Source organism: Nonlabens sp. Hel1_33_55, assembly GCF_900101765.1.
In the GTDB taxonomy this organism is placed as follows: domain Bacteria; phylum Bacteroidota; class Bacteroidia; order Flavobacteriales; family Flavobacteriaceae; genus Nonlabens.
On the sequence record NZ_LT627735.1, the window covers coordinates 863,761 to 890,349 of the forward strand.

General features: G+C 39.3%; 24 protein-coding genes and 1 pseudogene. 3 read left to right on the plus strand and 22 right to left on the minus strand.

The genetic code is table 11. The features are described 5' to 3' along the window. The first annotated feature begins 25 nt into the window (after positions 1-25). The gene (locus BLO34_RS03720; RefSeq protein ID WP_090752693.1) at positions 26-3,742 is read left to right on the plus strand and encodes a metallophosphoesterase; all 3,717 of its coding nucleotides are present in this window, start codon (positions 26-28) and stop codon (positions 3,740-3,742) included. A 76-nt stretch (positions 3,743-3,818) separates the two neighbouring features. Then, entirely contained in the window at positions 3,819-3,998 is a 180-nt protein-coding gene (locus tag BLO34_RS03725; protein ID WP_090752695.1) for a hypothetical protein, read from the plus strand. 81 nt (positions 3,999-4,079) lie between these two features. On the opposite strand, the gene BLO34_RS03730 is transcribed toward BLO34_RS03725, so the two are convergent. The 9 genes from BLO34_RS03730 to BLO34_RS03765 all read right to left on the minus strand — a co-directional run bounded on the left by BLO34_RS03730 (position 4,080) and on the right by BLO34_RS03765 (position 10,840). Further along, positions 4,080-4,571, minus strand: coding sequence for a Dps family protein (locus BLO34_RS03730; RefSeq protein ID WP_090752697.1), 492 nt, complete (start codon positions 4,569-4,571; stop codon positions 4,080-4,082). Next, entirely contained in the window at positions 4,568-4,699 is a 132-nt protein-coding gene (locus tag BLO34_RS14760) for a hypothetical protein (protein WP_262492277.1), read from the minus strand. Before BLO34_RS14760 ends, BLO34_RS03730 begins: the two co-directional genes overlap by 4 nt. A 67-nt stretch (positions 4,700-4,766) precedes the next feature. Then, a complete protein-coding gene (locus tag BLO34_RS03735; RefSeq protein ID WP_090752699.1) occupies positions 4,767-5,642 on the minus strand; it encodes a DUF1853 family protein in 876 nt (291 codons plus the stop codon). Beyond that, positions 5,639-6,247, minus strand: a complete 609-nt coding sequence (locus tag BLO34_RS03740; protein WP_090752701.1) for a WbqC family protein — start codon at positions 6,245-6,247, stop codon at positions 5,639-5,641. The genes BLO34_RS03735 and BLO34_RS03740 overlap by 4 nt, the downstream gene beginning before the upstream one ends. A 2-nt stretch (positions 6,248-6,249) precedes the next feature. Continuing rightward, positions 6,250-7,827 carry a signal peptidase I gene (gene lepB, locus BLO34_RS03745; RefSeq protein ID WP_090752702.1) on the minus strand — a complete coding sequence of 526 codons (1,578 nt, stop codon included), beginning with the start codon at positions 7,825-7,827 and terminating at the stop codon, positions 6,250-6,252. Between the two features lie 59 nt (positions 7,828-7,886). Further along, positions 7,887-8,588, minus strand: a complete 702-nt coding sequence (dapB, locus tag BLO34_RS03750; protein ID WP_090752705.1) for a 4-hydroxy-tetrahydrodipicolinate reductase — start codon at positions 8,586-8,588, stop codon at positions 7,887-7,889. A gap of 3 nt (positions 8,589-8,591) precedes the next feature. Continuing rightward, positions 8,592-9,182: a DUF5683 domain-containing protein gene (locus tag BLO34_RS03755; protein WP_197672895.1), complete on the minus strand. Its 591-nt coding sequence runs from the start codon at positions 9,180-9,182 to the stop codon at positions 8,592-8,594. Then, positions 9,175-10,071, minus strand: a complete 897-nt coding sequence (locus BLO34_RS03760) for a ParB/RepB/Spo0J family partition protein (protein ID WP_090756416.1) — start codon at positions 10,069-10,071, stop codon at positions 9,175-9,177. The genes BLO34_RS03755 and BLO34_RS03760 overlap by 8 nt, the downstream gene beginning before the upstream one ends. Positions 10,072-10,075: 4 nt before the next feature. After that, a complete protein-coding gene (locus tag BLO34_RS03765) occupies positions 10,076-10,840 on the minus strand; it encodes a ParA family protein (RefSeq protein ID WP_090752708.1) in 765 nt (254 codons plus the stop codon). Between the two features lie 114 nt (positions 10,841-10,954). Between BLO34_RS03765 and BLO34_RS03770 the strand changes: the two genes are divergently transcribed. Further along, positions 10,955-12,160: a glycosyltransferase gene (locus BLO34_RS03770; RefSeq protein WP_090752710.1), complete on the plus strand. Its 1,206-nt coding sequence runs from the start codon at positions 10,955-10,957 to the stop codon at positions 12,158-12,160. A 14-nt stretch (positions 12,161-12,174) separates the two neighbouring features. Here the strand turns inward: BLO34_RS03770 and BLO34_RS03775 are convergent, their stop codons facing one another. The 13 genes and pseudogenes from BLO34_RS03775 to BLO34_RS03830 all read right to left on the minus strand — a co-directional run bounded on the left by BLO34_RS03775 (position 12,175) and on the right by BLO34_RS03830 (position 26,134). Further along, on the minus strand, positions 12,175-12,540 hold the full coding sequence (locus BLO34_RS03775; protein WP_231959551.1) for a hypothetical protein: 366 nt from the start codon (positions 12,538-12,540) through the stop codon (positions 12,175-12,177). Positions 12,541-12,544: 4 nt separating this feature from the next. Beyond that, entirely contained in the window at positions 12,545-13,864 is a 1,320-nt protein-coding gene (locus BLO34_RS03780) for a DEAD/DEAH box helicase (RefSeq protein WP_090752713.1), read from the minus strand. A gap of 123 nt (positions 13,865-13,987) precedes the next feature. Continuing rightward, positions 13,988-15,934, minus strand: a complete 1,947-nt coding sequence (locus BLO34_RS03785; protein ID WP_090752715.1) for a tetratricopeptide repeat protein — start codon at positions 15,932-15,934, stop codon at positions 13,988-13,990. 219 nt (positions 15,935-16,153) lie between these two features. Then, entirely contained in the window at positions 16,154-17,998 is a 1,845-nt protein-coding gene (locus BLO34_RS03790) for a PLP-dependent transferase (protein ID WP_090752717.1), read from the minus strand. Positions 17,999-18,107: 109 nt separating this feature from the next. Next, positions 18,108-18,791 (minus strand): SDR family NAD(P)-dependent oxidoreductase, encoded by a 684-nt coding sequence (locus BLO34_RS03795; protein WP_090752719.1) that lies wholly within the window; start codon positions 18,789-18,791, stop codon positions 18,108-18,110. Between the two features lie 93 nt (positions 18,792-18,884). Further along, on the minus strand, positions 18,885-20,333 hold the full coding sequence (locus tag BLO34_RS03800; protein WP_090752721.1) for an FAD-dependent oxidoreductase: 1,449 nt from the start codon (positions 20,331-20,333) through the stop codon (positions 18,885-18,887). A 13-nt stretch (positions 20,334-20,346) separates the two neighbouring features. Beyond that, the gene (locus BLO34_RS03805) at positions 20,347-21,231 is read right to left on the minus strand and encodes a DUF808 domain-containing protein (RefSeq protein WP_090752723.1); all 885 of its coding nucleotides are present in this window, start codon (positions 21,229-21,231) and stop codon (positions 20,347-20,349) included. 335 nt (positions 21,232-21,566) lie between these two features. Then, positions 21,567-22,463 carry an aldose 1-epimerase family protein gene (locus tag BLO34_RS03810; protein WP_157686660.1) on the minus strand — a complete coding sequence of 299 codons (897 nt, stop codon included), beginning with the start codon at positions 22,461-22,463 and terminating at the stop codon, positions 21,567-21,569. Between the two features lie 48 nt (positions 22,464-22,511). Next, a complete protein-coding gene (locus tag BLO34_RS03815) occupies positions 22,512-23,207 on the minus strand; it encodes a haloacid dehalogenase type II (RefSeq protein WP_090752728.1) in 696 nt (231 codons plus the stop codon). A 10-nt stretch (positions 23,208-23,217) separates the two neighbouring features. Next, on the minus strand, positions 23,218-23,868 hold the full coding sequence (locus BLO34_RS03820; protein WP_090752730.1) for a DsbA family protein: 651 nt from the start codon (positions 23,866-23,868) through the stop codon (positions 23,218-23,220). A 160-nt stretch (positions 23,869-24,028) separates the two neighbouring features. Then, entirely contained in the window at positions 24,029-24,976 is a 948-nt protein-coding gene (locus tag BLO34_RS03825) for a hypothetical protein (RefSeq protein WP_090752732.1), read from the minus strand. A 104-nt stretch (positions 24,977-25,080) separates the two neighbouring features. Beyond that, a pseudogene (locus BLO34_RS14700) lies at positions 25,081-25,182 on the minus strand (DsbA family oxidoreductase); the annotation flags it as partial. 109 nt (positions 25,183-25,291) lie between these two features. Further along, a complete protein-coding gene (locus BLO34_RS03830) occupies positions 25,292-26,134 on the minus strand; it encodes a hypothetical protein (RefSeq protein ID WP_090752734.1) in 843 nt (280 codons plus the stop codon). Positions 26,135-26,589 lie beyond the last annotated feature (455 nt).

Sequence of the window (26,589 nt, forward strand, 5' to 3'; positions counted from 1 at the left end):
TAAAATTACCACGAATTGATAACTTATGCTTAAAAATAACATTCTTTTATTAATAGTCGTCTGTTTACTTGCGAGCTGCGCAAGCTATAACGCACAATATAAAGAGGAAGAATTAGAGCAATATCCTACAGGATCGCCTGTAGAAAAGAGCATTTATCTCATAGGTGATGTAGGTTATTCTCCATTAGGTGGGAAGAGCGATGGTCTATTGTCTTTAGAGAGCTATCTAGAAGGTAAGGATACTTCTAAAGAATATCTGGTCTTTTTAGGAGACAACATCTATCCCACAGGAATGCCGGCTGTAGATGATGAGTTTAGACCAACGGCAGAAAATCACCTGGACGCTCAGATTGATGTGGCGAGAGGTTTCAAGGGTAAGTCCCTTTTTATACCTGGCAATCACGATTATTATAATGAGAATCTCGTCAATGTAGAACGAGAAAAGAAATACATTGAGGAAGCACTGGAAGACGACGATATCTGGCAACCTAAAGTGGGTTGTCCATTAGAAAGTCGCGAGATCACACCAAATATTCAATTGGTGATTGTGGATAGTCAGTGGTATTTATCGAAATGGGATGATATTCCAACCATCAACGACGATTGTGACCAGATTAAAACCAGAGAGCAATTCTTTCTCGCCATGGAAGATGAATTTAAACGCAATCAGGATAAAACCATAATAGTTGCCCAGCACCATCCTATTTTCACCAACGGTGTCCACGGTGGTCAGTATGCGGCCATAAAACACCTATTCCCAACCCAAGGTAAATTACCTATTCCCATACTGGGCTCGCTGGTAAGTTTGATTCGTACTAGTGGTGGTGTTAGCGCACAGGACAAGCAAAATAAGAGATATCAAGAATTTGCAGATCGCATGACCAGGCTGGCCATAGCATCAAAGGCACCTCGCATCATTTTTTCTAGTGGTCATGAGCACACCTTGCAGTACATTGAAAACTCGGGCATTAGACAAATTGTTTCAGGTTCTGGAGCAAAACAAGGTTATGCGTCGTTAAGTAACGATGCCTTATTTGTTTATGGTGGTAAAGGTTTTGCCCGCATGGATGTAATGCAGGATGGAAGTTCCTGGCTACAGTATTACGGTTGGGATGGCGAGAATCACAAGCTACTTTATACTAAGAAGGCCATCGAGCAACCTAAATCCTTTGATCTTGACTCGTTGCCAGAAAGTTATTCCGCTTTCGCGAAAGCGAACATATATGAAGACGAGAGAACAGAAAAATCTGAAGTCTTCAAGGGATTATGGGGAAAAAAATACCGAAAACTCTACGGTGATAAAATCAACGCAAAAGTAGGGTTGCTAGACACTCTAAAAGGCGGTTTGAAAGTGTTGAGAGCAAGCGGCGGTATTGAAACCAGATCATTAAGATTACAAGATTCTGATGGTAGAGAATATAACTTACGAGCCCTCAAGAAAAGCTCCGTTCAATTTTTGCAAAAGACCGTTTTTAATGAAACGGATATATCTGTAGGGTTTGATAATACGGGTGCAGAAAACCTCTTATATGATTTTTATACTGCGGCACATCCTTATGGAGCATTGGTCATACCTGATCTTGCTGCCTCCATTGATGTCTTTCACACAAATCCAGAAATCTACTACATACCTAAACAAATATCGCTGGGCCAGTATAACGACGACTATGGAGATGAATTATATATGCTCGTGGAACGTCCAGAAGATAACTTCAAGGATTTAGAGAGCTTTGGAAAACCACAGGATATAAGAAGTACTGAGGATGTTCTGGAGCGCCTGCGACGCGATGAAAAGTATAAAGTTGATGAAGCCTCTTACCTGCGTGCGCGCATGTTTGATATGTTGATAGGTGATTGGGATCGAGGTAAGGATCAATGGCGCTGGGCAGAGTTTGAAAGCGCAGGTGGGAACGTAACCTACAAACCCATACCTAGAGATAGAGATCAGGTATTTTCTAATTTTGATGGTGCTGTTTTTGCCACATTGAGAACGCTGGTAGGTATTACAAATCAGTTTGCTACTTATGATGGTACCTTAAGTAATACGAAATGGTTCAATACATCTGCCACTTATCTGGATAGAAATCTTGCACAAGGTGCAGATATGGATGCATGGGTTGCGCAGGCCAGATATATTCAAGAAAATCTATCTGACGAGGATATTGAAGCAGCATTCAAAAAACTACCAGCCGAAATTTATCCAGATCCAAGCACCCAGCTTATTATAGATAGCATGAAAGAACGTCGGGATAATCTTGTAGAAATTGCAGAGCGATACTATGGCGTTCTTTCAAGACTGGCGATTGTTACTGGAACAGACAAAGATGATTTTATTGAAATTAACCGGGTCGGCAAGGACCTAACTGAAGTGGCCATCTATAGAAATAAAGGTGGTGAAAAAGCAGATGTAGTTTTCCAGAGAACATTTAACCGTGAGAACACAAAGGAGATTTGGATTTATGCTCTCGATGATGATGATATTATTAACGCAACTGGTGATGCTAACAACCCCATTAAGGTTCGTGTCATAGGTGGACAAAATAATGACATCTATGACATTAAAAGTGGTAGAAAAATCACGGTGCATGATCAAAAAGCCAAAGAAAATACCTTCATTGAAATGGAAGATGCGGTGAAACGATTGAGCAATAGATATGAGGTAAACACATACGATCCTAAAAAAGCCATTCAAGCTTCTAATATCTTGACACCAGCCGTAGGTTTCAATCCTGATGACGGTTTGAGACTAGCAGTGCAAAATACGTATACGGTAGATGGATTTAATAGGAATCCTCATACTAGGGTGCATAAGGTCACTGCAGGATATTTCTTTGGTACAGAAGGATACACTATAGGTTATGAAGGAGAATTTGCTGGTATTCTTAATAAGATGAACGTGCTGCTGTTTGGTAAATGGAACGGCCCAACGTTTACTGAAAACTTCTTTGGTTTTGGTAATGAAACTCCCAATCTAGATGACGATAGAACGTATGACTATAACCGGGTTCGGTTAAGTACCTATAGTGCTGGAGCTGGCGCGGTGTATCGCGGTGAATATGGTTCTAACTTACGACTAAGCATGACGGTTGAGGGAAATCAAATCAACGAAGATCGCAATAGATTTATAACTGAATTTCCAGGTTCTCAAACTGATCCAGAGTATTTTGATAGAAAATGGTTTGGTGATGTTAACGTGACTTATAATTATAGCTCTTTTGATAACAATCAAAACCCAACCCGTGGGATGATATTTGAAATCAATAATGGTATCATCGGTAACTTTCAAGAGTTAGGCGACACCTTTTATTATTTCAAACCTAAAATGGGTTTCTATAATGCGCTAACACAAGATCGTAAGGTGGTACTCAGAACTCTAGCACAATCCCATATTATCGTTGGGACAGACTATGAATTTTACCAAAGCGCCCAATTGGGGCAACTTACAGGTTTGAGAGGTTACCGTACCCAACGGTTCTCTGGGCAACGATCTTTTGTGACTAGTGCAGATGTACGATACAGCTTTGACGAATTCAAATCTGGGCTGGTGCCACTGCAGGTTGGAGTTTTTGTGGGTGGTGATGTAGGTCGCGTTTGGATAAGTGATGACTTTAGCCAGAGATGGCACAATGATTATGGTGGCGGAATTTGGGTAAATTCTGCAGAAGCTATTGGTGCCACCTTCAATCTATTCCACGGTGAGGATGGTTTGCGTTTCAGTTTCCAGGTTGGATTCAACTTCTAAACAGGAACATATTTAAATACAAAACCTGCTGGATATTAATTCCAGCAGGTTTTTTACTTTTGGAAAAAGAATAAGAATGCTGCATCCCAGAACAGGTATTATTTTAATTGCTTTAGGTAGCGTGATCGTGATCATAGGAATTCTATTCTACTTCCTAGAAATTGTTGGAGCTACTGGAATGATATTGATAGGTATTATTGTAGAAATAATTGGCGGTGTAAGTTTCCTGCGCAACCGCAAAAACCGCAGGAAATAGATAACTCGAAGTAGACATTAAAATACAACGCATAAAAAAATCCCGAATTCCTCGGGATTTTTAATTTATGTATTGATTGGACTAGATAGCTTTGTGTACATCTCCAGTTTTCATTCTCCACGCATCTAACATCCAGCTGGTAGTTTCCAGTTCACGAATGTAGGCACCTATCAAATCAATAGTTCCTTCATCTTCTGCAACGCCTGCAACTTCAACGACCTTGGACATTTGCTTTAGCAACGTGCCATGATCATCAATAAGTGCATTCACCATCTCAACGTCCTTAAGTTCAGACTTAGACTCTTTAATACTAGAAGTCGCGAGATACTCGCTGTAATTAGAAGTTGGCTGGAACCTTAAAGTCAATATGCGCTCTGCAATCTCATCAATTTTTAGAATGGCATCGTTGTACATTTCTTCAAATTTCACATGCAGGTCAAAAAAGTTGTGACCCAAAATATTCCAGTGAAAATTTCTAAGTTTTTGATAATACAAATGATAGTCAGCTAGAAGTACATTCAATTCTTTTGATGTGTTTTTAGCTTTCTCTGCATTAAAATTTAGGTAACTCATTTCTTCTTTTTTTCTTTTTCTTTTTTATTAATAGTTGTAGAGTCAAGATCAAAATCCTTTGGTTTTGAACGATCTCCTATTTCGCCTAGTGGCTTATCACTTTTGGTTCTTTCAAATTTGCGTTCCATAATTATTGTTTTCATTAAAGATAAACCGTGATGTTGTCATCTTTTAAAACATCATGTTAAAACGTGGTCAATTAGTGGGTAAGGCTGCGACTACAAAGAAAGTTTCAAAACTACCATCTGCTAATTCCATCCATATGAGTGGTGCAAAACCACGGTGTAGACTTTGCGAAACCATCGGCACAATCTCGTGGTAGGTCAAAGTTTCTTGCAAGGGTTGTGGTTTCATTTTCCATTGCTTTTTTTCGGGCAGGAAATAGGAGTTGGAGGTTTCCGCTTTCGCGAAAGCGAACTCATCCATATAATATCCCTTTATACAACGCTTATTGAGATACTTAAAATCATGTTGCCACATCTCTCGCGGTATGTAAACATGCGCCAAAAAGCAAACCTGCTGCTTGACAGAATTTGTGTCGATGCCTATGGATTCCAGCAGTTCAATGGTTTCAGGAATTTGTAAAATGGGAAGCTGCTTATTTTTGAGATGATCAAATTTCTTAATAAAATTATCACGCCGGTTGGGACCTACATAATTTGAAAGCTCCTTGTTTTGATCACTGCTTAAATAGGTGGATGCATGAGTTTTGCCAGGCTCGTAGATGTAAAATTTATAAACCAATTCTACGTGTAATATTTGGTTGGTCTTGCGATGTTTGAGAATATAATCAATCTCGCCCAGAGTGCGATTGCCCCTAAAAATCTGGATATTGGAAGCGAGCACCTCATAATTAGAACTTTGCCTTGCGCAAAACTCAAAGAAATACTCCGCTCGTTTACCTAAAACAGTTCCATGTGGTATGTTAGGCAGTTCGAGCAAATTTTGTTGCTCATCTAAATGTGAGAAATCAAAATTGGATAGTGGAAATTGTTGCAGACCACCTAAAGATCCTTGCCAAAACGTTGACGTTTGGTAAAAAGCGCTGAATCTATCATAATCGGTATTCAAGATAGATTGACGTTTTTGAGATAGGCGCGGCTGGATGGACCCAAATTGAATAGAAGATCCAGGCCTGACATAGGAGTTTGAAATCCGTGTTTTTCCTGAAACACCTGCATGTAAGGATCTATATTTTGAGTAGATAGTTTTTTAGCAGTTATCAGGTATGTCGCAACATTGTTGCCTAAATATTCTTCAGCATATGCAAACTCATCTTTCATTTCTAGTTGAGATAACAACCACTGCATGGTTTTTATGTTCCAATCCATAAGCCGATCGGGTATATGATCATAGAGTCTTTTGAGATCATCTTCATAATACTCGTAATACGGACTACTTTTATATGCGCTTGCTATACTCTTCAAATGATTGGACGCCCATGGCTGACTGTTGTCAATGGGAACATCCTTATATAGCATCGATGTTACCTTGCCATTATGGACAATAGGAATATTGAGCGTAAGAGGTCCATTAGCTGCTGCGATGTAACACCTACTGCGATAGGTTTGTTTCACATAGCTATCACTGGCATCCACCAGCAATCCATCATAATGAAAAATATGAATCAAGGATTCTACATCCACGAAATAGCTAGGATGTATGATGAGTGGCATACCTATTTTTTGGCTTTGCGATTTTTCATAATCTTACGGACAACAAAATAGCCAGCCAGTAACACTACAAAATAAACAAAATAGGAGGTAGGCTGTCCATCACCATTGACCGTCGTAAACAATCGATCCCAACGTACCATGTTTGTAATTCCTTTAGTCCAATCCAGGCTCATCCAGACAAACACTGGCTTACCAACCACATGTGTTTCTGGAACATAACCCCAGATGCGGCTGTCCTCACTATTGTGACGGTTGTCTCCCATGAGCCAGAAATAATCCTGCTTAAAGGTATATTCAGTCAATGGTGCACCATTAAGATAGACGCTGTTACCACGCAAATTAATGGTATTAGAAATTTCCATTTCAGAGCCTTCATACTCTTCAATGATCCTACGGTAGTAATCAATATTCTTGTAGGTAATAGGAGTTGTCATTCCTTTTTCTGGAATCAAGAATGGTTTGATATTGTCATAGCTATTACCTACCATTCCATCATAAGGAAAGTAGCGCTGTGATGCAGCATCGTTGAATACGGTTTGTTCTACACTTACCACATTGCCCGTCGCTTTAAGCTTTTCAATGGCTTCATCAGTCGCAGCTTTGATAGAAAGTCCAGGTGTATTGGTACCAGTCAGTTGACCTTGCTGGAAACCATCTGTGATGCCATAATCAGCCATCTGTTCTGGTGTGTATTGACCACCTTTAGTTTCAAGTAGGAAAGAATGCTGCAGTTTAGCTCGTTCTGGCAATTGTAGCGGTTCACCGTTGATATACACTTTACCGTCAACCATTGACAATGTATCACCAGGAACCCCAACGCAACGCTTGACATAATTGGATTTCTTATCGATGGGTTTATAATGGTATTTTCCATCATTGTATGGAAAAGCATTAACCGAATCCACCGGCCAGTTAAAAACCACAATATCATTACGTTTCACATCACTTACTCCAGGCAGGCGCAAATAAGGCAATTGTGGTCGATCCAGATAACTTTTGACTCGTAATACAGGAATTGTATCGTGAACCATAGGCGCCGCAATAGGTGTCATTGGGAATCGTGGTCCGTAATGGAACTTTGAAACAAATAGGAAATCACCTGTTAGCAGTGTTTTTTCCAGCGATGGTGTAGGTATGATGAATGGTTGCATTACATATGTATGCACAATCGTCGCTGCAACTACGGCAAATAAAATCGAGCTGGTCCATTCACCAGCGGCTGTTCTAGGCTTCAGCGATCGATCTTTGATGTGAACTAAAGGCTGTGTGTAGTTTACATAGTATAAATACAAGCCTCCAGTCAATACGACAAGAGCCGTATCCTTTGCGTTGTTATAGCCAAAAGCTCTCAACGTTTCTACCCAAATCACGATAAACATGATCAGGTTTACTACCGGTAAAAACAATAAAATCGTCCACCATACAGGACGATTGATAATTTTCATCAATATTACCGAATTATAAATCGGTACAAAAGCTTCCCAAGGTTGTCTGCCAGCGGCTTTATAAAACTTCCAAGTTCCAGCGCCGTGTACTATCTGTAATATGATAAATAGGATGATCCAACCTGTCCAACTCATTCTTGATTCTTTATTGTATTCGTTTACTTATGGTATTTGTTGATATAGATATGTAAATGTTACAATCCCAGCACATCCTTCATAGTGAAGTTGCCTTTTTTACCTACTAACCATTCTGCTGCAATAACAGCACCTAATGCAAAACCATCACGACTATGAGCCGTGTGCTTTATTTCTATTTGATCTACATCACTGTCGTAGGAGACCAGATGCGTTCCTTTCACATCATGTTCTCTCAATGCCTCGATACCGATCGATTCATTTTTATTCTCTTTTCCTAGATGCCAATCTTCAAAATTAGTATGCTCTATAATACCTTCGGCAATAGTAATAGCGGTACCACTTGGTGCATCGACTTTTTCAGTATGGTGGATTTCTTGAACGGCCAGCTTATACTCGTCAAATGGCTTCATTAAAACAGCCAATCTCTTATTGAGTTCAAAAAATAAATTCACTCCTAAACTAAAGTTTGATGCATGTACTAATGCTCCGTTTTTGTGTGAAACCAGCCCATAGATTTCTTCTATACTGTTATTCCAACCTGTTGTTCCACAGATTATTGGTAAGTCGTTGTTAATGCAATACTTTAGGTTATCGATAGCACTTTCTGGAGCGGTAAATTCAATCACGACATCGCTCTTTGCAAGGTCTTTTTTGCTATCATCCTTATTGATTCTAGCTACAATTTCATGACCTCTATCTTTAGCGATCCTTTCAATTACCTTACCCATTTTGCCGTAGCCCAGTAGTCCGATTTTCATTGTCTAAAAAGTATAGGATAAGGCAAAACCATAACTGGTTCCAGATGCCGATTGATTATAATCTAAATAAGGTTTGAGTGACAAATCACGGTCCACATCAAATTGACTCAAGTGGCCGTCAACGTTTGCATCGATAATTTGAACGGCATAAAATGCCGCAGCAATTAACAAACTAAGTTCCTTGTTACGCCTGGATACACGTTGTGCTCTTTCTAGACCAGCAATGGTGACAATGGGCTCTCCATTTTCATCAGAGAATTCATCATCTGTCCCACCAGCAAGACGTATCTGGAAAGCAGTTCGCAGTCTTTGATATTCCTTGTCGTTTGCAATATAGGCGAGTACGGGAAGCCCTATTCCTGCGTAAGCGAGCGGGATTTTCCAGTATTTCCCATTGTATGCTTGACCTAAACCAGGTAATACAGCACTATAAAACGCAGCTTTAGATGGTCTGTTGGCATCGTATAGATAAGCGCTGTTGTCCGGCTGGATCAGGCTATCAGTTACTGCTGTGACCTGTATGGGATCACCAGTACGTTGTGCGGCACACCAGAAGGATGCCAGCAAGAAAATGTATGGAAGTGTTTTACCCATTAATCAACTTAGTGATACGCTCCAGATCATCCTTAGAGTCAAATGCAATCGTTAATTTCCCTTTTCCTTTTGAACTGGTGGTCGCTGTTACTTTGGTGTTTAAAGCACTGCTCAATGTTTCAATCGTTGATTCCACATGTGCAGGTAAGGATTTTGTTTTGTTCTGCTTTCGCGAAAGCGGGCTACCCTTAGACTGTTTCACAAGCGACTCTGTATCTCTAACTGATAGATTATCACTCAATATTTTTTGATAGATATCCAGTTGCTCCTCCAGGTTTTCCACAGTAATCAAAGCACGTCCATGACCCATGGAAATGAAATTATCGCGCATACCAGTCTGGATAATGGGATCGAGTTTCAACAATCTCAAATAGTTAGCAATAGCGCTACGGCTCTTGCCCACGCGATCGCTCATTTGTTCCTGTGTAAGATCGATTTCTTCAATAAGTCGTTGATAAGAAAGCGCAATTTCTATAGGATCGAGATCCTGACGCTGAATATTTTCTACCAGTGCCATTTCCAGTGATTCCTGGTCGTTTGCTATACGTACGTAAGCGGGAATTGTTTTCAAGCCCAACAGCTTTGAAGCTCTACAACGACGTTCACCACTAACCAATTCAAACTTGCCAAAACCTTTTTTACGAACCGTAATAGGCTGTATAACACCTAACTCTTTGATTGAAGAAGCCAGCTCACGCAGGTTTTCTTCGTTAAAACTAGTTCGCGGCTGGAACGGATTCATATCAATATCCTCCAGCGGTAGATCTACTACATTACCAACGATCTTGTCAGCATTTTTGTCTTGTGCGGTGTTGATATCGTTGGATGGATCCTTTAATAATGCAGATAATCCACGACCTAAAGCTTGTTTTTTAGTTGCTTTTGCCATGTGATTAGGAGTTTTTTTGAATGAGTTCATTAGCAAGGCTCAGGTAATTCTCTGATCCTTTACTACCCGCGTCATAATTAATAATGCTCTCACCATAAGATGGTGCTTCACTTAAACGCACATTGCGCTGTATGATTGTCTTAAAAGTCAATCCTTCAAAATGTTGGTTCACTTCTTCAACTACTTGGTTGGACAACCTTAGCCTGCTATCGTACATAGTAAGTAGTAATCCCTCAATATCCAACTGCGGATTGTGCAGATTCTGCACACTTTTTACAGTATTCAATAATTTTCCCAAACCTTCCAAAGCAAAGTATTCACACTGGATAGGAATAAGAACACTATCACTTGCCGTGAGTGCGTTGAGCGTCAACAAACCTAGTGATGGTGCACAATCTAGAATGATATAATCATATTGATCTTTTACCGGAGCGATAGCTTTACGCAACATTTGCTCACGATTTTCTTGATCAACCAATTCAATTTCAATAGCAACCAGATCAATATGCGCAGGAATAATATCCAGATTGGGCGATTCTGTCTTGACGATCAGATCGACAGCCTTCATGGTATGTTCCAACAATTGATAGGTTCCTGCTTCAACTTCATCCACATTAATTCCTAGGCCAGAAGACGCGTTAGCTTGCGGGTCTGCATCAATGAGCAGCACCTTTTTTTCCAGAACTCCTAGACAGGCTGCAAGATTCACTGCCGTCGTCGTTTTTCCCACGCCGCCTTTTTGATTTGCTATAGCAATGATTTTACCCATGAATATTGTTGAATTTTTAAGACTGCTAAAGTAAATATTTATGTTCGTATTGCCCAGATTAATCTACATACTTATAACGCAGTTATGTACAGTATTCTAACCTAAATTTGTTGCATGAATAAGCTGCTCGTCATAGGTTACATCTGGCCAGAACCCAATAAAACGGCGGCTGGTTATAGAATTCTGCAGCTTGTTGATCTCTTTCTAGAGCAAGAGTATGAAGTGGTTTTTTGCAGTGCCGCAAGGATGAAACCAACGGCCTTACCATCGTTTAAGGACCGCGATATTGTCATGCGCTCCATCGAGCTTCATGATGACTCACTGGATAATCTACTAATTGAATATCAACCAGATATTGTTCTCTATGATCGTTTTTTGATTGAAGAGCAATATGGCTGGCGAGTGCGTCAGCATTTGCCAAATGCTATTCAAATTCTCGATACTGAAGATCTCCATTTTTTGAGAACCGCAAGAGAAAATGCGGTCTTGCATCATATAGAACTGGAAATAGGCTTTGAAAGTGAACTGGCTATACGTGAGGTAAGCAGTATGAATAGGGTAGATGTAAATCTTATCATCTCTATATACGAGATGAAATTGCTGCGAGATCAGTTTCCCGTTGATCTTGAAGGCTTATTTTACATTCCGTTTGTGATTGATATTGAAGACATTCAAAAGCGAGAGGCTAGTGCAGTTTCCTTTGACGATCGAGCCGACTATTGCACGATTGGGAATTTACGTCATGCGCCTAATGTGGATTCGGTGAAAGTGTTGAAACATGAAATTTGGCCCGCGATGAGAAAAATACAACCAGAAGCAAAGCTCTTTATTTATGGTCCCAACGCTCCTAAAACGATATTGGATCTACATGATCCAGAAAGTGGTTTTTACATCAAAGGTCACGTGGCAAATGTCGATCAGGCATTATCTAAACATCGTATACTGCTGGCACCTTTGCGTTATGGGGCAGGTTTGAAGGGCAAGGTCTTTGATGCCATGAAAAATGGATTGCCGGTAGTAGGAACTTCTATAGCTTTTGAAGGGATTTCTACCCAATTTCAGTCCGTGGATCATTTCGCTTCAATGGCTGTGAAATTGTACTCAGATCCAATTAGCTGGAATGATCAAGTTAAGAGTAGTTTTGATATTTTGAAAAATGATTTTGATAAGTCCGCTTTCGCGAAAGCGTTATTCCTCAAAATCAATTCAGTTAGACAAAATCATCCTAAAACAAAAAGTCTAGAGAACAAGATCGCACTACATCACGCAGATGCACATTTTAAGTTCATGAATTATTGGATAAAGGCCAAAAAGCAGTAGAGTAGAAGGCTGACCTACGACTCCTGCCTATCCAATAATTTTTGAGAAACCTTGAAGTCTGCTCGATAAAGCATGCCTTTTTGAGCTCTTTTGAATTTCCCAAATGCCGATTTATACCACTGTGGATGTGTGGCTTTCTTACGGTATACCTCATGATTATCTGTACCGAAAAGTTTACCGTCGTGGTAAGCTTCCATGTCAAATATCCCGATGCCATAATGCTCTGCTCTGATTAAAATAGAGGCAAAATCATTCTCACTAAAGTAATTTTTGTCTTCTTCAAGGCCTTCATTTTGGTTCTCTAAATCGTAGAAAACTTTGTCAACAAGAAACACTTGTTGCTTGATTTCATTGGTATCTGTTTTGGATTCTTCGCTCATAATTTTAATCTTCTAAAAGTGAAATACGTACTTTTCGCTTTTTTATCTTACTGTTATTCAATGTATTGATTAATTCAAAGGCTTTCTCATAGGGAACAGCAACAAACGCGCAATCCTGCTTGAGTTCTATAACGCCCAGCTCATTTTTCTCAAGATTACCTTGTTTGAAAAACAGACCTGCGATATCGCCTTTTGAAATCTTGTCCTTACGACCTCCAGAAATGTATAAAGTTTCCCATTCTTGATCTGGTTTTTGCTTTTTAGCTTCTGTTAATTCAAATACGGTGGCATCTTCTATAAAATCAGGTAATTCTTGTTGTTGATGTTTGATCATGTAAGCCGTACCGCTAGCATGCATTCTAGCTGTTCTACCATTCCTATGAATAAGTTCTTCACGCTTATATGGCAATTGATAGTGGATGATGTAATCTAATTCTGGAACGTCAATTCCTCTTGCGGCAAGGTCAGTAGCGAGTAATATTTTATGTGTTCCATTTCTAAATTTGATCAAAGCTCGTTCTCGATCCAACTGCTCCAGACCACCATAAAAAACAGAATGCTGGATTTCTCTTTCCCACAAATAGTCACTTACATCTGCAATAGTATCCTTCAAATTACAAAAAATAATACCTCGTTTTGATCTCAAGTGATTAATGAGATGGTTTAAGGTAACTAACCTATTATCAGTAGTCGACACTATTATCTTTAATTGAAGTTTAGGTTCCTCGTCTGATAAAAATATCAATCGTTTGGGATTTGACATTTTCATGAATGGAGGAATACCCACTTTTTGAGTGGCAGATGTCAAAATCTTCTTCTTCAATTGTGGAAGCGATTGCGCAATCTCTCGCATTTCATTTTCAAAGCCAGTCTCCAGTGATTTGTCAAATTCATCAAGAACCAATGTGTTGAGTTCGCTTACATCGATATGGCCACGGCGTAAATGATCTGCAACGCGACCGGGCGTACCAATTAATATAGCTGGTGGCGTAGAAAGCAAAATCTTATCTCCAGAACCCGATCTACCACCATAAACGGCGTTGACCTTATAGCCACTTCCCATTTCACGTAAGACCTGCTCAATTTGAATGGCCAGCTCTCGCGATGGCACAAGAATGAGCGCCTGTACTTTGTCAATATCAACATTGAGCTGTTCAACTATAGGCAGTAAAAATGCCAACGTTTTTCCAGTACCTGTAGGCGATAGAAGTACAATCTCATCGTTGTTACCAATCGCTTCTTGTGCCGCTAGTTGCATCTCATTTAGTTGATCAATGCCTAGCTTCTCTAGTATTTGTTGCTGGTTTTTAAATGACTCGCTCATGGTGCAAAGGTAGTCTGATTCAGGTCAGAAAGTTGGTAGTTGAGAATTTCCGTTTTTGTAATACAAAATTTAATGATCGTGTATTCGGCTTTTTCAATTCTTTCCACTACGACGGTCACTGAATCATTGAGCTTGACCCATTTTTCTCAGATTTGTCATAGCATTCACATTATTTGGATCTATGTTCAAAACGATCCTATTGTACTTTATGGCTTCGGGAATGTTTTTAGCAGCTTGATGGGAAAGTGCAATATTTAAGAGGTCCTGAACATTGTTTCCACCACGCAACTCATTGCTTTTTTTGAAGCCAGCGATCGCATCATCATAATTACGTAAGGGAAAGTAACTGTAAGCGAGTCTTCGCCAGTAATTGCCTTGAGTTGGGTCTATAGCAACCGCTTTTTCAAACGATTGCGACGCTTTGAGATTGTTTCCCAGATTTTCATAGGATAATCCCAATTTAAAATGAACCACCTGCTCAGCAATAGAGCGAGTTGGGAACGACTTTTCAAAATATTTGACGGCATTTTGATACTCTTTTAAATAAAGATAAGTGTCTGCGATGCTGTAATTTAGATCTGTTACGTTTGGGAAATATGGTATTGATTTTTTGAAATTTGCGATTGATTTTATTCCATAGAAACGGGCCTGAGCTGTATCGGCTGATTCTTTCATTAATGCTTTATACTCTTGCCCTAAGCTTACTAAAATCAATCCACTATCAGGATTTGTCTGTATATCATGTTCTGCTAGGGTCAACATGTCCTTCCAATCACTATTTCTCTGTATTGTCTGAAACGAATAAAGTGATACTAGTGAGATTACCAGTAGGAAGTAAATGGGCAACTTTTTAGGCATTTTCTCCAGAACTTTGAATCCCAAATATCCCATTAATATTACCACACCAAATGAAGGTAAAAATAGAAAACGTTCTCCCAAAGTCGCCCCTATTTTAAAGATGAAATTTGAGGTTATGGAAAAGGTAATTAGGAAAAATAGCAACGAAAAAGAAATCAGAGATCTGCTTTTAAACTTGATGACCGCTACAAAGATCATTACTAGTAGTACGATTAGTCCGGCTATGGCATGACCATCTGTAAAATTGAGAACTTCAAAAGTGCCTACCGAATAGTCAAAAGCAAATGATGTAGGAAAAACAGACTGCTCAAAATATTTGAGAAAAATTGAGCAGTTGGTCGCAAATTCTTCTAAATAAGTTTCCGCAGCAAACAAGGTGTTGTTGTATGGTACCTGCCAATTGTTGAACGTGTTTGTTGTCTGTACAAAACTATCCAAAATAGTGAGTCTCAAGAGAAACATTACCAGTACTGGTATAATAAGCGGCCAGCATCTCGCGATTGCGTTCTTCAAAGAATAGTTTCTGAAGAAATAAAGAGTGAGCGGAAAAATAGCTAAAAGAGTAATTGTATTCTCTTTAGAAAGAAGGCTTGCCAAGAAAGTCAAAAGATAACCTACCAACCATTTAAGCTTTGAACTTTGCTCATGTTTCAAAAACAAAATAAGACTAAGCACACCAAACAACATAGAATAAATCTCATCCCGACTTTTGATATTGGCAACGACTTCCGTATGAATAGGATGGGAGATAAACAGAGCCAAAATGGCCAGTAAAATAAATGTGCTTGCATCAGGAAGCAAAAAAAATAGCAGCCTGGCTACAAGCAGGCACAGCAAGCCAAAACTGAGAACATTCATAAGGTGAAAATAGAACGGATCACCGCCAAATATCTCCTGTTCAAAAGCAAATGATATGAGGGAAATAGGTCGATATGTATTGCGGTTACTGCCGTCAAAACCATGCATGTAGCTGTTGGTGAGAAGGTCTGAAATCCCATCTAACCCGTAAAGTACATGTTCATTATCTACGATTGCAATCTTATCATCCAGCACAAAATTATGTCCCAAAGTATTTGCGTAGAGCAGGAACGCCGCAACAAAAGTGGTGATGAATAACTGCCATTTATAGGCATTGTAAAAGTTTGAAGCACCATGCCAAGCTGGATCGGAATCTTTCTTAGATTTATGATTGCCTTTAGTTTTAGCTGACATGTTTGGGTTTTGCAGAAAGCTTTAAATGTAAGTCAAAAGTAGGAAATCTATTCAACGGCGTGTTGATGATCACGCTTTCGCGCAAGCGAGATAATTATACTTGACCACTACAGTACAAATGCGGAGCAATATCAAGTTGATTCTAAATTATTGATTGAATTGAAATATTACTTAATCACTGCCTCTAAACTCAAGCAACTGAATGTGGGATTTGATTCATCAAATACTTTCCACAAACTCTTTAAAAACCTCTTTGTGTCGCTCCAAGTCTAGGTCTGGTGATAAAGAAGCACGTACAATGTAATCCTTGTCACCTTCTTTGGTAGTACCCTGAGTTGATGTAGCAGGAACGGTCCAGTAACAGCCTTTCAACTGGCCATAACTCACGCAAAATTTACTTTCCAAAGGGATTTCATCGATCATTAAATGAATCAGTTTGAGATTGAGGGCTCTTTTATAGGTTTCTCGTTCTTCAGGCGTGGATCCTTTTGTAGGCAAATCCATAGAAAATACAGATGGCGTGAAACCTTGTGCAGCAAGTTCTTCACTAACAAAATTGATTTTAGCTTCTGGTAGTTCCTTTTGTATAAATGTCACGAACTCACGGGTGTTTTCATAAGCTGCTTTGATGCGCTCATTCATGGATGGCAATTGCTGGGCAAGAATCTCATACTGCTGTGCCGTTGCTTCGTTATCGCAAAGTTCAAGGTGTAACGCTACCTTATTCATCAAAGCCTCCGTTTTATTGTTTCCTACGCAATACCCAGCAGTACATTTCCCACCACTTGGGAATTTTGAGCCACTAGCATATGAAATAGTTCGTACTTCAGATAAAACCTTTCCTTCGCCTAGAAAGAGGTAATTGGGACAAAATGTTTGATCGAGAATAAAAACTGGATCGATCGCAGTAGAGCCGCTTGGAGTAGTTCGCTTTCGCGAAAGCGCAATTCTCAAATCCTCCAGATCAGGAACTTCCACTCGTGGATTGGTTGGAATTTCTGCAATGATAAAGGGTACGGCATCCTGTTGAGCAATCTGATCCAAGACTCGATCCACGCTACTTACCATGTCATTATCACCATCTACTGGCAAATCCACGACTTCTACATTCTCCAGACACGCCGCGACACGTCTTGCTTGATCGTTGGTACCACCATAACAATTGGGTGGCACGAGAAATTTGATGGATTTTCCAGGATGATGTTCTTGCGCGCTATCTACCATTCCCATCATGATGGCATATTGTACGGATAGACCGCTGGATCCCACTAAAGGTTGTAACTGGGTTCCAGTGATTTCATTAATGGATTTCAAGACGCTGGATTTATCTTTTTCTACATCTGGTTTGCTTTGATCAACATCTTCAGGACCAACCAAAGCTTCTAAAGCAATTAGCGAATTAGAAGGTGTCATCGCTACGGTTTCTCTGCGTCGAACATGTTGTATGCCTGAAATATATTCTGCAGATTCAGATCCATTTGCAATCAAAACACTGCCTAGATGACCATAAATATTTATATAAAAATCAACCGACTCATTCAAATCGGTTTGACCCATTTCTGATGGGTTTGACAGGAAAATATTGGTACCATCAAAAGAATCGACCTCGCTGGCAGATGCTACTTGATTCAATTCAAAGTCATACCCATAAACCTTTCTGATTTTTTCAGCATCAAAAAATTTAGGTAGATGACCACTGTAAATAATTCTAGTTTTTTTGCCGTCCAATAAATTCTTGCGTAACACAGCTAGAACTGGCACCGTTTGCGATTGAAACGAAATGATATTATCCGCTGGCAGGTTTAGTAACTGGCCAATTCCCCATTCTAGAATACAGGATAATGGATGACCTAAACGAATGTAGTCATAAGCCGTTGGCAACTCGGCTAGAGTAGATCTATCGATATTATCGGCCTTAAATAAGAGCTCAAGTTTTTCTAGAAATTCAGTTTTAGCAAACTCTTCATTGTAAACATCCAATCGATGCGTCGTGAGTCCCAACCAATCTTTGGGTTGATTCTTTAATACTTTATCAATGAATTGGAGCGCCCTATTTTCTTGCATTTGATGTTCTTAATTTTTGCAAAGGTACAATGGATACATGGCGATAGAAATAGTCTGGTGCCCCTTAGCTAAAGTTTATGATTGCGATGAGAATGGATAGACTTAACGATTATAATGCAGAGAAAAATTTGCCATTGGCACCGTTATTTTCTATAAGAACTGGTTTTAGTGCTCCAGGTAATACGGCTTCCACTGGATTATCTGCATGCTCACCGCCTAAGTCTGTTTTGAGCCATGTAGGATCAAAGTAATTCATTCGAACCGGCGTGTTTTCAAGTGCAACCGCAAGATCTTGAGACAACTTGTCCACAGCCCATTTTGAAGCACCATAAGGAGCCAATTGCGGCTGGCCAGAAATGCGTGAGGTAACATTAACTACTCGTCCAAATTCATTTTCAATCATGGCTGGAACAAACGCAGCACAAAGTTTGTACATCGCAACCACATTTACTTTATAGGTTTGCATCCATTCTTCCGTAGAATGTGTCCAGATGTCTTCATGATAATCCTTCATGATACCGGCATTATTGTATAATATATCAATAGGATTTTCAAGGTCGTTTACTTGATTGATAAGGTTTTCAATTTCCTGATCATCGGCCAGATTGCCGTAAACGCTGTAAGTCTTTACTGAATAAGAGTTGAGTAACTTTAAAGTTTCATCATTACTCGTCTTTTTACTGCCATGAACGATGATATTACAACCTAAATCTGCTAGACCTAGCGCTATTTGCTGTCCTACGCCGCGACTGGATCCCGTAATCAACGCTGTTTTTCCTTTTATATCAATCATTGTTTCGTTTTTATCTTATGGATAAAGGTAATGGATGGCGCGGTTCCTACTTCTTACAGTAATGGTAAAACCGATGGGAAAAACAGGTGAGAATTATTTACTCTCATTCTTCAGTACGGTTCCTCTTGGAGCATCTTCTTGCAGTAAAACGATTTCAGAATGCAGGAATTCTGCTGCCCGTGCAGATTCTCTAACTTTCACGGCGCTGCGTACTATCATTTCCTTCTCAAAATCCTTTAAAACAGTTTCTCGCAATCCTTTTACTTTCCAGTTGCCAGCAGATCTACAAGTGGTATAAATTTTACGTGCCAGAGCTAATGCATCGAGTAAAGCTTGATTTGCACCTTGGCCTTTGAAAGGACTCATGGGATGTGCCGCATCGCCTATGATGGTTGATGATTCCGCTTTCGCGAAAGCGTGCTCACCTAAAACTTCACGATCATAAACAGGATAACCGGTAACTAGGCTTTCTTGTGTTGCTTTAAGAATTTGCGGAATAGGAGCGTGCCAATCTAAGGTTCGTTTGATAGCTTCATTTTTCAAATCTTTTGAACCTTGAGTACTTAAATTTATAGCTTCCTTTTCGTCCATTGGGTAACTAAATTGCCACATGATGGAATTAGTGGAGTAAGGCATCATGTACATGCGCTCGTGTCCATTTGCCGTTTGAAATACCGTAGTGGAATCCAATAAATCGGTTTCTGAATTCTCAATATTTTCCAATGGGCAAATACCCAAGATCACGATACAATCAAGATAGCGCAACGGATTATTATCCTCTTCAAGAAGCATGTTCCTGACCTGACTGCGTATTCCATCAGCTCCTACAAGAAGATCAGCATGAAAGGTTTCAAGTTCATCATTTACTTTGAAATCCATTGAAATCTTGCCAGATTCGTCTTCTCGACGTTCAACAAATTGATGATCCCATTTTATAGAATCCTGGTCAGTCAATTGATCCATCAGCGCTTTTCGCAAGGCTTGTCTTGCAATATGAATATTTGTTTTTTTAGGAGAAGGTTTGTCGGATTCTTCCAGCCACTTACGCATTCCCCATTCGGCAATTTTTTCACCGCTAGGTTTGTGCACTATATGTCTTGTCGAAATGACGCCATCTATTAGTTCTTGAATTCCAAAACCTGCCATCGCTTTACTAGCTTGTTGCAGCGTCAATCCATAGCCTTGAGATCGCGCATCAAAACTCGCATCACGCTCAAATAATGTAAATGGAATCCCTCGATGCTGGCAAGCCACAGCCAATGCTACACCACCAATTCCAGCACCAACAATAGCCACATGCGGGAAGTTGTTGTTAAGAATAGGAGCGTGGTCGCTCTTGACCAACCCTGAACCATCACATGTGGAGCAGGTTTTGAGATGTCCTTTTGGTTTTTTAGGTGGTGCACCGTTATGGTCAGATCGTTCGTAGGCTTCTAGATCCTTTTGGTAATTTAGTTTAGCCTTCTTGCGTATGCGCTGGCTAGTTTTACCACGACTTTTACAAGCTGTGCAGGCATTCCAGAAAGTTTCAGGATCTTGCAAAAAATGTTATTTACTAATGTGCTGCTGCATTGTCTTTTTTAAAGAACAATTTTTTAATCACCTTATAAATGATGAGAGAAAGCGCTCCTACGACAATCCCAGTAATTACTTCGGCTAGTATAGATGGTAGTCCATGAAGGATTTCTTCAATAAAGTGAAGGTTGTGTAGAAAAATTCCACCTGCAACTAGAATCAATGCTATTGTTCCTATCACCGATAAGCTCTTGACAATCATTGGCAATGCTGCTACTAGAAATTTCCCAACGGCATTACCAAATCCCTTTCCATCGCTAGTTCTAATCAATCGCAATCCAAGATCATCCATGCGAACAATGGCCGCAACGATTCCATAAACTCCTATGGTAGCTATGATGGCAACTACTGTAACTACCATGATTTGATTGAGAATAGGTTCATTTACTACTGAGCTAAGTGCAATTATTACAATCTCAACGGATAGAATAAAATCTGTTACAATGGCCGCACGTATTTTTTCTTTCTCGTGAGCAAGGATTTCTTCCTCAGTCATTTCCTGTGGCGGTATGTCTGTGGCGGGTTGTGCATGCGGAAAGATCCACTCATAGATTTTCTCGGCTCCTTCAAAGGCGAGGTATACACCGCCAAGCAATAATATTACCGTCACTGCCCATGGTAGGAAGGCACTTAAGAGAAAAGCTACCGGTAAAATGATCAGTTTATTAAGGAAGGAACCTTTGGTTATCGCCCACAAAACAGGAATCTCTCTGGAAGAAACAAAGCCTGATGCTTTTTCTGCATTTACGGCAAGATCATCACCTAGTATTCCAGCAGTCTTTTTAGTAGCAACTTTACTCATGGCAGCCACATCGTCCATCAATACACTGATATCATCTAGTAATGCAAAAAATCCTGAAGCCATAGGTGGTAATTTCAAACAAATGTACAAATAGGCGCGTGTATAACTACATCGCTTCAATAATGTAACAAAATATTAAATCAAACATCCGCAAAAGACAGGTGTCTATTACGGATGGTTTTTAGAAGAGAGAGCGAATTTATTTTCCTTTCTTCAATTTCTTTTCTGCCTTTTTTTCCTTGGCAGTTTTTGCGGGTTCTTTTTTGACATTTTTCTTAGCGTCCTGTGACTTGGCCATGGGATATCGATTTTAAGTGAAACCTAAATCTAGTGTTTATCCTGACATTTTATCAAGATTAGATTATAAATGATTGGCATTGATAAAAACTTATTGCCACTTATTCGACTATCGTTGTAATGGTAATCGAGAACTGTGATCCAGCCGCAATGCTTTGATAGCTGCTCTTTTCTGAGATTTCCGTCGATTCATCTTCTGAATCTGGTAAACCTAGCCAAGGTTCGATACATACATAGTCAGCGCCAGGTTTTGACCAAAGCGCGAGGTTGGGATAACCTTCAAATTTTACCATCAAGCCTTTGTTTTTTCCGCTTTCCTGCCTGTCCGGCAGGCAGGCGCGTAGGCGTACCCAATCGTAATCTACGTTTACAAATATCAACGCATCGCGGTCGAACAATGTTTTGGAAAGCGGTAAGGCAGAATTCTCTATCGGAATTTTTCTTATCTCATCAGACAATAAACCAGAATCACCCAAAGTAACTGCCTTTAAAGACTTGCCGTTTGGGAACTCAATCACATAATCCTCTAGTTTTTTGCCATTTGTCAATGGGCAAGCATAAGCCGTGTGTCCACCACAAGAAAAATACATAGGCACATCGCCCTTATTCTTAATGTGATAGGTCATTTTCAATTGATTGCTGACCAATTCATAAACCACAGTAAAAGAAAACATGAACGGATATTTCACCAAGGTTTCTGGCGAACTGTTCAGTGTAAACGAGCATTTTGAATCACTATGCTGTTCAAACAGCATATCATCATTGTGCCTGATGATGCCGTGTTTGGTCATCGCATAATCCTTACCATTATAAGTAATCTTGTCGCCCTTGATTTTCCCTATGGCAGGAAATAATACCGGCGAGCTGCTTGCCCAAACCGATTCATCAATTTGCCAAATATATTCCTTATCGGTTTCCTTTTTCTTAAGCGAGCGGATCTCTGAACCGTTGGAACTGACGGAGCAGGTGAGTAGGTCGTTTTGAATGGTGTGGAGCACTGTGTTTGTTTTAGAAATCTAAGCTAAGAAATTGGCTTAACTTTTCTGCTAATTAGTGCTGTAAGTCAGAAGAATATCTGTAACCTTTTGGAGATTGTCACCTGTAATCTCAGCCTCTGGAGCAAGTGGATACTGCTGCTGCCCAGGTCGGGCAATAAATGCTGCACGCCATCCAGCCCATTGCGCACCAGCGACATCCCAACCGTGAGCAGCGATCATCATACACTCTTCTGGTTTGACGTTTTTGTGTTGAGCGGCCCAATCGTAAGCTTCTTTAAAAGGCTTGAATTTGCCAGCACTTTCTACGCTCAATAATTCGTCAAATAAATCTGTAAGCACGGCATTTTTAATTTGCTCTTTGACGCCTTCATTAGAGCCATTGGTAAATGCCACCAGTGTATATCCAGCATTCCTCAACTGGATTAGGGCCTTTTTAACTTCTGCATGCGGATTCAAATTGCGGATGGATTCAATCACAACCTTCTGAGCTTCGCTTTCAGAAATATGAATGTCGTTACTGGTAGCTACCATTTGTAAAGTTGCTGCGCCTATCTTTCCAAAATCTTCATACTGACCGCTAGCGCTGGTAACTAGAGAATATTGCAATAGTGTTGTGAACCATAGTTTGATCAAGTCATCGTTGCCATTTAGCGATTTGCTGACGTTCTCTTTCAAATTGGAAAGATCGAGCAAGGTTTCATTGACGTCAAAGAACAATACTTTTGGTCTCAATTTATATTCCATGTATTACTTATTAAGAATGTTGGTCAATCGCTTCCTGTAAGACTTGTTTGAACACATCTACTGGTTGCGCGCCGGTGACCGCGCTTTTTCTATCAAATACGATGGTAGGCACTGAATTCACACCCAATTCTTTCCAGTATTTTTCTGTGGCTTTTATTTCGTTTCTGGCTTCTTCATTATCCAATAAAGCCATTCCTTTTTCAGCATCCAACCCAACGTCCAGTAAGGCATGTTTCAATACATCCTGTTTAGAAACATCTTGACGCTCACTGAAAAAGGCAGTGGTCAGTCGCATTTTTAATTCGGTTTGTTTGTTGAATTCTTTGGCATATTCTAGCAAGACGTGCGCATCAAACGTATTGGCCATGCGCTGTTCCGCATAATAATCAAAAACGAAATCAACGCTATTGCCAGCAGCAGTCATTTGCTCTTGCATCTGACGGTATTGCTCTGGACTAGAACCGTATTTCTCTACAATATGCTCCTGTAAATTTTGACCTTCGACAGGCATGTTGGGATTGAGTTGGAACGGTTGCCATTCGATTTCGATTTGGTCTTCAACACCTAGTTCTTTGATCGCTTTTTCCAATCGTTTGTAACCTATGGTGCACCATGGGCATACTACGTCTGATACGATGTCGATTTTTAATTTTTCTTTCATGGCTTTTGATTTAATTTGCTTTCGCGAAAGCGAAATTAACCGATAGACCTAGCATAGGAGTACATTTTAAGACGTCTATAGGAAAATTGTGTGTACCTAGCAGATTAATCGTCGCCAGCACAATAGGAGGTAAGCAGAGTCGCACATTTCTAGGAAACGCCTAAGGCCTTGCGTTCAAAGCATCAGTATATCTGTAAATACCAAAGCCTTTGATATTCAAAAACTCCTTGTTAGTAATGTCAGTACTTGCCTGGTAATCGTTGCTCCATTCAACAAAGGCTTCTTCAAACTCATGATCCATAGCAGTCTCTGCAAAGTAATTCCATATTTCTGGAGCTAGCGAACTCTGATTGACGTTGAATAGAATGACTATGTTGACTTGTTGATTGAGTTCCAGACCAGCCTGAGCCAACAGATTGAGTTTATTGACTATCGAGTTTTCTTCAATTGAGCCAGATAAATTCCAAGCGTCTGTATGGTAATTAGTCAAAAAGATCTCGTCATGATTCAATACTAAGTCTTTTGCAATAGCTAAGCTAGGTGGCAAACCAGGATCTTTGATTTTTCCAATATAAAATTGCCGAGTTACACCAGGATTGAGCGGTACAGGCTGACCTGGCGGTGGCGTGAATTTCAGATCGTTCAATCGATCGATCCAAGGCTCGTAATTGTCTGTAAAATTCATGGTGCCATTCCAGAATTCGATCTCACTAACGATTCCGTCTGGCCTGCTATCTTTTCTACCATCGTGATAGCCTTCAATCTCAGAGAAGGAATCACCAAATCCTGCAGATACAAATGAAACCTTGACATAAGGATCTTCGTTATGGGCTTTGTTGACAAAGGCTCTGAGATCATCATCCAGTCCATCACCTAATGCATCACCAATGTTGTATAGATAGATATCAGTAAAATCATTCACATCTACCCAAGCGAGCAGATCATCTTCCAGCGCATCATTGCCCAAGATTCCAGCGGTATAAAAATCATTGATGTAAACACCGCGATGTTCTGCAAGTAGTCCTATGGAAATGGTGTCATCATCTTCATCGCAGGAAGCGAAAAGTAGTAGCGTAAGTATAGCTATTGAGAAGTATCTTAAAATCATGATTCATATAATTATCAGATTATAAGTAAGATATGATAATTAAGTGAAGTGGATTGTAGGAATTTGGATGGTCTAGTTGGCAATGCTGAGAAGGTAGGTTGTTAAATTTCTATTTCCTTGATCGCATTTTCGATTCGCTTATAACCTATGGTGCACCATGGGCATACTAAGTCTGATACGATGTCGATTTTTAGTTTGTTGGTTATTTTAAACTTTATTAGAATGATAATTCCCTTGATTATTCGCTAGACAATAGTCATCTCAAGAGTTATATTTTCAATTTTTTGTCAAAAGAATTTAGTCTAATAGTCGTAATTATTCCGTAATTAAGATGTGATCTAAGGCATTACTGTTCTCACACGATGGACATAGAGAAAGTCCAAGCTGTTCTAATATAGTACTATCAAACTCCAACTCTGGATTAGATGTAAATCGAAATAATTCCTGCATATATTTTTTATAGGGTTCTTTAAATTCATTGTGAAATTTTTTGAGCACTTCTAAAATCTCACTTATACTGTAATCAATATGATTGAATTCTTTAACGGTGTCCTTTTTAATCAAAAAAGAATTTTCGCCGTAGTTACTTATAATTATTTCATTCTTTCTCGAAGAATTAATTAATTCTTGAGTTTTCCTAAGTATCACTTTTATCTTTTTTCGAAGATCATCGAGATCGTAATTTGTTTTTTCAGTATATCCTGAATTATCAAACGATATTTTTTGAGGCAATTCATCAAGATTGAATTTCCATCTAATTCTCTCATTAAATAGTTCAGATTGATCTTCCAACATTTTTTTATTTTCTAAAAAAAAACTTCTGTATTCTTCAATCTTTTCAATTCCTTGTTCAATAATTGATTTCGGAATTTCAAAATTGTTGTAGGAGGCACTCAAAAGTTTACACTCTTTTGTTAAATGAAACGAAGGCTGACTTTCGTAAACATATTCATTCTTGTGACTTTTAATTTTTCGATACTGCCTTAATAACTTATTTGGATCGTTGTAGAGAAAATAGTAGGAATAGAGAACACTTCGTTCTCGAACATTCAACCATTTAAATAATTTTATAAGTTTAGCATCATCGGGATAGTAGAAATTATGTCTTAAATTAGAAACTATTCTATTTGCGTTGAAATTTGTTATAAATACTTTCATGAAATCTAATGGTATTTTGAAGCTGGATGTAAAAGGTAATCATACTTATGTGATTAATTCAATTCATCATTTTTTCAAAGTTTACATTTAGAATGGTAATAAATCAAACCTTATCCTTTCGTCAAATATATTTACTTCAACCGTTAAAACTGGATTTTCATGAGTTCTGTCGTGGAAATTCAAGTAAAATCTTTCAGAACATGGATGTTTGATTTGTTTTGTGGAACAACTCAAGAATCCTTCAGAGAATTCATCAACAGAGTGAAGCATGTATTTGAAGAAGCAGTAAAACCTTGTTTTGTTTGGCATACCCACTAAAACGTTTTTCTTCATTAAGAATGGCAAGAATGATGATGCATTTAGCTGTATACATGAGGAAATGAATTCGTTTTGGATGCGATCTATAGTGGTCATTTCGGTTCATTCTGCTCCAGATCAAGATAGAGATTATTTGG